This is a genomic window from Rhodococcus sp. HNM0569, assembly GCF_012726205.1.
Lineage (GTDB): Bacteria > Actinomycetota > Actinomycetes > Mycobacteriales > Mycobacteriaceae > Rhodococcus_F.
The window spans coordinates 255,361-261,894 of the sequence record NZ_JAASAE010000007.1; the positions used below are offsets into that span (position 1 = coordinate 255,361).

The 6,534-nt window shown below is 71.7% G+C and carries 4 protein-coding genes; 1 reads left to right on the plus strand and 3 read right to left on the minus strand.

Features of this window, described 5'->3' with window-relative positions; genetic code table 11:
* Window positions 1–8: 8 nt before the first annotated feature.
* Window positions 9–1,019 carry an ABC transporter permease gene (locus HCA44_RS12485; protein WP_346764696.1) on the minus strand — a complete coding sequence of 337 codons (1,011 nt, stop codon included), beginning with the start codon at window positions 1,017–1,019 and terminating at the stop codon, window positions 9–11.
* Window positions 1,020–1,111: 92 nt separating this feature from the next.
* On the opposite strand from HCA44_RS12485, the gene HCA44_RS12490 reads away from it, so the two are divergent.
* Window positions 1,112–1,696: a TetR/AcrR family transcriptional regulator gene (locus tag HCA44_RS12490; RefSeq protein WP_169648868.1), complete on the plus strand. Its 585-nt coding sequence runs from the start codon at window positions 1,112–1,114 to the stop codon at window positions 1,694–1,696.
* 13 nt (window positions 1,697–1,709) lie between these two features.
* Here the strand turns inward: HCA44_RS12490 and HCA44_RS12495 are convergent, their stop codons facing one another.
* Window positions 1,710–5,210: a bifunctional proline dehydrogenase/L-glutamate gamma-semialdehyde dehydrogenase gene (locus tag HCA44_RS12495; RefSeq protein ID WP_169648869.1), complete on the minus strand. Its 3,501-nt coding sequence runs from the start codon at window positions 5,208–5,210 to the stop codon at window positions 1,710–1,712.
* Between the two features lie 62 nt (window positions 5,211–5,272).
* Window positions 5,273–6,534 (minus strand): phosphopantetheine-binding protein (locus tag HCA44_RS20785; RefSeq protein WP_240945470.1); only part of this gene is annotated, 1,262 nt, incomplete at its 5' end.

Genomic DNA, 6,534 nt, shown 5'->3' on the forward strand with positions numbered 1-6,534 from the left:
GATCGGGATCACGACGGACCAGCAGTCGCACGACGCGACGCACGCACCGCCGAGATACCGACCAGCGCGATACCTGCCGCAGCCCAGACCGCGAGCACGACCACCGCACGTCCGGCGCCGCCGTCGAAGAACGCCGCGGACCGGATGGCGGTGCCGGCGGCACCGATCGGGAGGAACTGCCCGATCTCACCCCACGGCTGCGGAAGCCACGCCGGTCCGGTCGCGATACCGGAGAGCGGATTGGCGACGAACATCATGACGACGGCGCCGAGCCCGAGTCCCGGGTAGCCGAGCAATGATTCGAGCCCGAGTACCGCGAGCGAGATCGCACCGATGCCGAGCGCGAAGGCGGCGGCAGTGGACCAGAAAGGGCCGTCGAGGGTGCCGAGCCAGAACTGCAGGACCGCGGTCACCGCGATGCCTGCGACGACCGCGAAGCCGATCGCCCCCGCCACCCGCAGACCGCGACTGTGCCGGAAGGCGGTGACGAGCCCGACGGCCGACGCCAGTCCGCCGAATGCAAGTGGCAGTGCAAGGGCACTCAGACCGGCGCCGGTCGGGTCGTCGGCGGTGAGCGGAACGACGTCGACGTAGGTCACGTTCTGCCCCTGCGCTGCAAGCGCGGATCCGACACCCTGCAGCAGGGTCGCGTAGGGCGCGCCCGCAGCGGAGGCGGTCTGCACCGTGACGCCGTCCGGCGTGACGGACACGCCACCGACCGCGTCGCGCTTCTCGATCGCGGCGGTCACGTCGTCTGCATACGCGTAGGGGGTCACCACGAATGCACCCGGCCGCTGCTCGTCCAGCATCGTGGTGAGTCGCGCCACCGCGGGCTCGGGCCCGGACACCGCGAGCGGCACGTCGTGCGGCCCCGAGTGGATCGCGGGCGTCGCAAATGCCAGCAGCATCAGCCCCAGCGCCACGGTGAGGCCGAGGACGATCCCGACCAGCTTGCGCATGTCCCGTACGGGTGTCGGCGACGGACGGTCGGTGGTGGGGTCGGACGTCGAATCGGTCACGGGAAACTCCTGAGTGGAGGGATTGGCTCCGTTTCATTCGGAGTGTAATACTCCGTTTAGATGCCCTCAACCACGTTCTTGTAGGAGGACCTGTGCGAGCCGACGCGCGAGCCAACCGAGCGGCCGTGGTCGCGGCGGCACGACGGCTCATCGCGGCGCAGGGCGCAGGAGCGTCGCTGACCGCCATCGCGGAGGAAGCGGGAGTGGGCATCGCGACCCTCTACCGGCACTTCCCCACCCGTGAGGATCTGCTGTACGCGCTCGCCGTCGACGCCCGCGACCGCATCGTGGCCATCACGAGTGAGCACGCCGCTCGCGCGGACACGCACCCGATCGAGTGGTGGGAGTCGTGCGTGCGCGCTCTCGCTGCGCTGCGTCCCGGCGTGTTCATCGCCGAGGCTGCGGGCGCGCAGCCGGCCGGCACCGAGCTCGAGACGTTGGGACGCGTGCGCGCAGACATGCTCGCGGCCGTCGACTCGGTGCTCGCCCTGGCGAAGCAACGCGGACTCGCGCGCGACGACGTGACGCCCGTCCACTTCCAGCTCGGCCTCGCACGCATCACCCGGCCGCTCCCCGTCGACCTGGACGCACCACCCTTCGACGCCGACGAGTTCCCGGGCGCCGAAGAGCACGAACGCTGGCTCGTCGACGTATACCTCCGCGGGCTGCGCCCCTGAGGGCGCCGCACGGTCAGGTGTCGAGGATCCCTTCGGTGAGCCGGTCGAGGGTGCCGAATCTGTGCGCCGTCATGCTCACTGCCTGCTCCCGCAGGAACGGCAGCATTTCGATGTCGCCTGCCTCGGTGACCTCGCCGTCGTACAGCGCGAAGGCGACGTCGCCGCCGGTGTCGTGGGCGAAGGTGCGTCGGTCGCCGCCGAGCACGCGCACGCGGCCGCCGTCGGCAGCGCGGAGCCGCGCGCGCCATCGACCGTCGTCCTCGGTCGTGACCGACACTGCGTGGCCGCTCAGCAGGTCGGCGACTGCACGCGGGAGCGGGTCGGCGACCGACACCGTGACGGGGGAGCCCGCGCGCACGCCCGCGGCGACGACCCGCAGCACCGACGCGGCGCTCGTACCCGTGCACGCACGGACCGTGACGGGAACCGGGAGGTAGCGGAAGACGTTGCGCTCGACGTCGAGAGCGGACACGTCGCGGCAGACCCCGAACTCGCGGCGCCACGCGACCTGGTCGCTCGCGAGCGCACGGGAGAGGAAGCCGCTGTCGAGGCCGTCGGCCGGCGCGGCGGCGAGGATGTCGCGGGTGAACTCGTCCGGCTCGACCTGCGCCCGAGCCGGGGCGCTCGACCAACCGGTCAGCGCACGAACGTACTGGGGCCCACCGGCCTTGGCGCCCGGCCCGACCGACGACTTCTTCCATCCCCCGAACGGCTGGCGGCGCACGATCGCACCGGTGATCCCCCGGTTGACATACAGGTTGCCCGCCTCCACGTGCTCGACCCAGTACGCGATGTCGGCCGCGTCGAGTGTGTGCAGGCCCGATGTGAGCCCGTACTCGACCTGGTTCACGAGATCGACCGCGGCGGGCAGGTCGTCGGCCGTCATGATGCCGAGCACGGGGCCGAAGTATTCGGTGCGGTGGAACTCCGAACCCGGCCGGACGCCGTCGAGGATTCCCGGCGACCACAGGCGTCCGTCGTCACTCAGCTGCCGTGGCCGAACCAGCCACCTCGCCCCTGTGAGCACTGTGCGAGTCTCTGGACTCCTCGAGTGCTCACGGTGGAGGACGCTTGCGAGTGTGCCCGACGGGGGTTCGATCAGCGGTCCCATCCGGCTGCGCGGGTCGGTGGCCGGGCCGACGACCAGCGAACCGGTGGCGTCGACCAGCTGGTCGCGGAACCGCCGCGAGCGCGCCGCTTCGCCGACCAGCACGACGAGCGATGCGGCCGAACACTTCTGGCCCGCGTGACCGAATGCCGACGCAACGACGTCGCGCACCGCGAGATCCATGTCGGCGCTCGGGGCGACGACGATCGCGTTCTTGCCACTGGTTTCGGCGAGCAGGCGCAGATCGGGCCGCAGCGAGCGGAATGTCGCCGCGGTGTCGTAGGCCCCGGTGAGGATCACCTGGTCGACGCGGGGGTCGGACACGAGTGCCCGGCCGAGCCCCGCCTCGTCGACGTGCAGCAGCGTGAGCACCGAGCGCGGCACGCCCGCGGCCCACAAGGCGTCGGCGACCAGCGAGCCGCACCGCTTCGCCTGCGGTGCGGGTTTGAGGATCACCGCGGAACCCGCCGCGAGCGCGGCGAGCACGCCGCCGGCGGGTATCGCGACGGGAAAGTTCCACGGCGGCGTGACGACGGTGAGCGCACGCGGCACCGGCCGGGCGCCGTCGACATCGCCGAGCCGATCGGCGCACTCGGCGTAGTACGACGCGAAATCCGCAGCCTCCGACACCTCGGGGTCGGACTGGTCGAGCGTCTTGCCGCATTCGGCGGCCATGACCTCGGCGAGCTCCCCACGGCGGCGCTGCAATTCGCTCGAGCACCGCCGAAGTACGTCGGCCCGCTCCCGGTTCGGTACCGCTGCCCATGCGGCGCCCGTAGCCCGGGCCGCGTCGAGCAGCGTGTCGAGATCGGCACGCGTGTCGAGGGTGGACGACTCGACGAGATCCGCGCCGCGTTCGGACGTGCGCGCCGCGGCGAGTACCGACGCGGCCCACGCACGATTGCCCGGAGTGGACGGATCGGTGTCGGGGATGTTGGCGAACCGTTCGGCAAGCACCGGAAGTTCGGCGCGGCGGTCCTGGACGCGATGACTGTCGGGCACCGGGCCACCGTTGAGTCCGCGCAGCGAACACAGGAACCGATCGCGTTCGCGCTCGAACAGGACGTCGTCGCCCGGTCCGCCGCTCGGTGCGAGATCGAACGCAGCCGACATGTAGTTGTCGGTACTCGCGCCCTCTTCGAGCCGCCGCACGAGATACGAGATCGCGACGTCGAATTCGCCCGGATGCACCACCGGCGTGTACAGCAACAGGCCGCCCACGTCTCTCCGCACGACGTCGGCCTGGTTCTGCGCCATCCCGAGCAGCATCTCGAAGTCGACGGCATGCTCGACGCCGCGACGACGGGCGAGGATGCGTCCGAGAGCGACGTCGAACAGATTGTGGCCCGCGACGCCCACCCGGACGGCGTCGACGTGCTCCGGCCGGATTGCGCGGTCGAGGAGGCGTTTGTAATGGGTGTCGGTGTCCTGCTTCGTGTTCCACGTGGCGAGGGGCCAGCCGCGGACCGCGGCCTCGACGTGCTCCATCGGCAGGTTCGCCCCCTTCACGAGCCGCACCTTGATCGGAGCGCCGCCGCGCGCCCGACGCTCGCGTGCCCACTCCTGCAGTCGCATCAGCGCGCCGAGCGAATCCGGAAGGTACGCCTGCAGCACGATTCCGGCACCGAGACCGGCGAACTCGGGCCGGTCGAGCAGCGCGGTGAACACCGCGACGGTCAGATCGAGGTCGTGGTATTCCTCCATGTCGAGGTTGACGAACTTGGGCGGGTCCGACGCGGCCGCGAGCTCGTACAGCGGTGCGAGACGGCGGGTGACGTCCTCGACGGCCTCGTCGAACGCCCACGGCGAGTGCGGCGCGACAGTCGCGGACACCTTGATCGACACGTAGTCGACATCGGGCCGGGCGAGCAGCCGGACGGTGCCGTCGAGCCGACGCGCCGCCTCGCCGTCGCCGAGTACGGCCTCACCCAGCAGGTTCACGTTGAGGCGCACCGGCGCGGCGGCGTCGCCTCGGCGGGTGAGCGCTCGGATCGACTTCGCGAGCCGTGCATCGGTCGCGTCGACGACGAGATGCCCGACCAGCCCCCGCAGAACCCGCCGCACCACGGGCACGACGAGTGCGGGCGCGACGCGTCCCGCCAACGCTCCGGTGCGGAGCGCGGTGCGCAGTGTCGGTGGCAGGAATGCGGGCGGCTGGGCGCCGAGGCGCGCGAGCGCCCGCGCGGCGACGGCGGGATCCTCGGGCCGGATGACGTCGTCGACGAACGCGACGGTGAACGCGAGCCCGTCGGGATCGCGCAGCATGTCCGACAGGCGCGCGGCCGACCGGTCGACCGGAAGCTCCGCGGCCTGCACGAGCCACCGGCGGACGAGCGCGACGACCTCGACTGCCAGCTCGTCGTCGGCAGTCAGTGGTGTGACGACGCCCTCGCCGGTTCGCGTCATGACGGGGCCCTCCGTTCGGTGAGCGCCTACCTCACCGATTGTGCCCGTCCGACCGCGCCGTGTCAGCGAACGGCGACCGGCGCGCCCAGTTCGCCTGCGACCCGGTCGAGCAGCGCGTCGCCGTCGAGTGTCGCGGGGCCGAACACGTCGAACCGCACGCTCCGCCTGCCCACGCTCTCCCCGCCCGGCACCGTGTAGCGCACGACCACGGGATACAGCGACTCGACGCCCTCACGCCGCGTCGCATCCACCTGTTCGCCGTACGCGCGGGTCACGAACGCCGACGCCGACGGCATCTTGCCGAGCAGTTTCCGGCCCGTCGAGTTGCCGAACCCGACGAGCGGAAACCATGCGTCACCGGCGACCGGGACCGGCGCCGACGCAGTCCACGCACCCGCCGCCCCGTCGCCTGCCGCGAGCGGCCGGAGGTCGACCTCGACATCGATCGCGCCGGGGTGGACGGCCTCCGACAACGCGTGTACGACGACGTCGCGCACCGCGCCGGGCTCGACCGGCACGTCCGTCAGTGTTCGCTCCCAGTGCTGGGTGCGCTCCGGCACGGCGGCAGAGCCGTCGTCGCGTGACGGGAACTGCGCGACGGTGTCGGCGTACTCGCGGGCGTGAGTGTCGGCGTCGTCGCTGCGCGCCGACTCGTCGAGGCGCGCCCCCACCTCGACCACACCCGCTGTCGAGGCGAACGGCTCGGTACCGGCAGCCACGGCGACGGCGAGCTCGTGAAGAGACCACCGATCGAGGCACAGCCCGTGTGCCGCGAGGATCAACTCACCGTCGCGCAGCGCGAAGGCGACGGTGCGCGCCTCCGTCACGTCGAGAGCGTCCGCGACGGACACGGAGTCGAGCCGGCCGGGTGCGGGCGCCGCCCCGGGCGGGCACACCTCGACCTTCCACCGCAGGCGGCTCTTCGGGGTGACGCGCACGCGTAGCGCCGGTGTCGCCTCGACGACGGCCGCGAGTCGCTGCGCCACGGTGTCCGGGTCGAGCCCATCCGGGACCGGAACCGACTCGGTGAGAACGAGACTCGACGGATCGACACCGGACCGCCGCGCGCGGTGCACCAGCGGCCACGGAGCCACGTCGACAGGATCCTGATCGGCTTCGGTTCGGGCTGCGTCGGCGTGGGCGGAATCCGGTTCCGCCGCGTCGGTGTCGACGACGGCGTGCGCTGCGAGCGCACCGATCGTGCGGTGTTCGAAGACATCCCGGGCCGTGAAGGTGATTCCTCGCTTCGCCGCGCGGCGCACGAGGGTCATCGACACGATGCTGTCGCCGCCGAGCGCGAAGAAATCCGACTCCACCCCCAGAC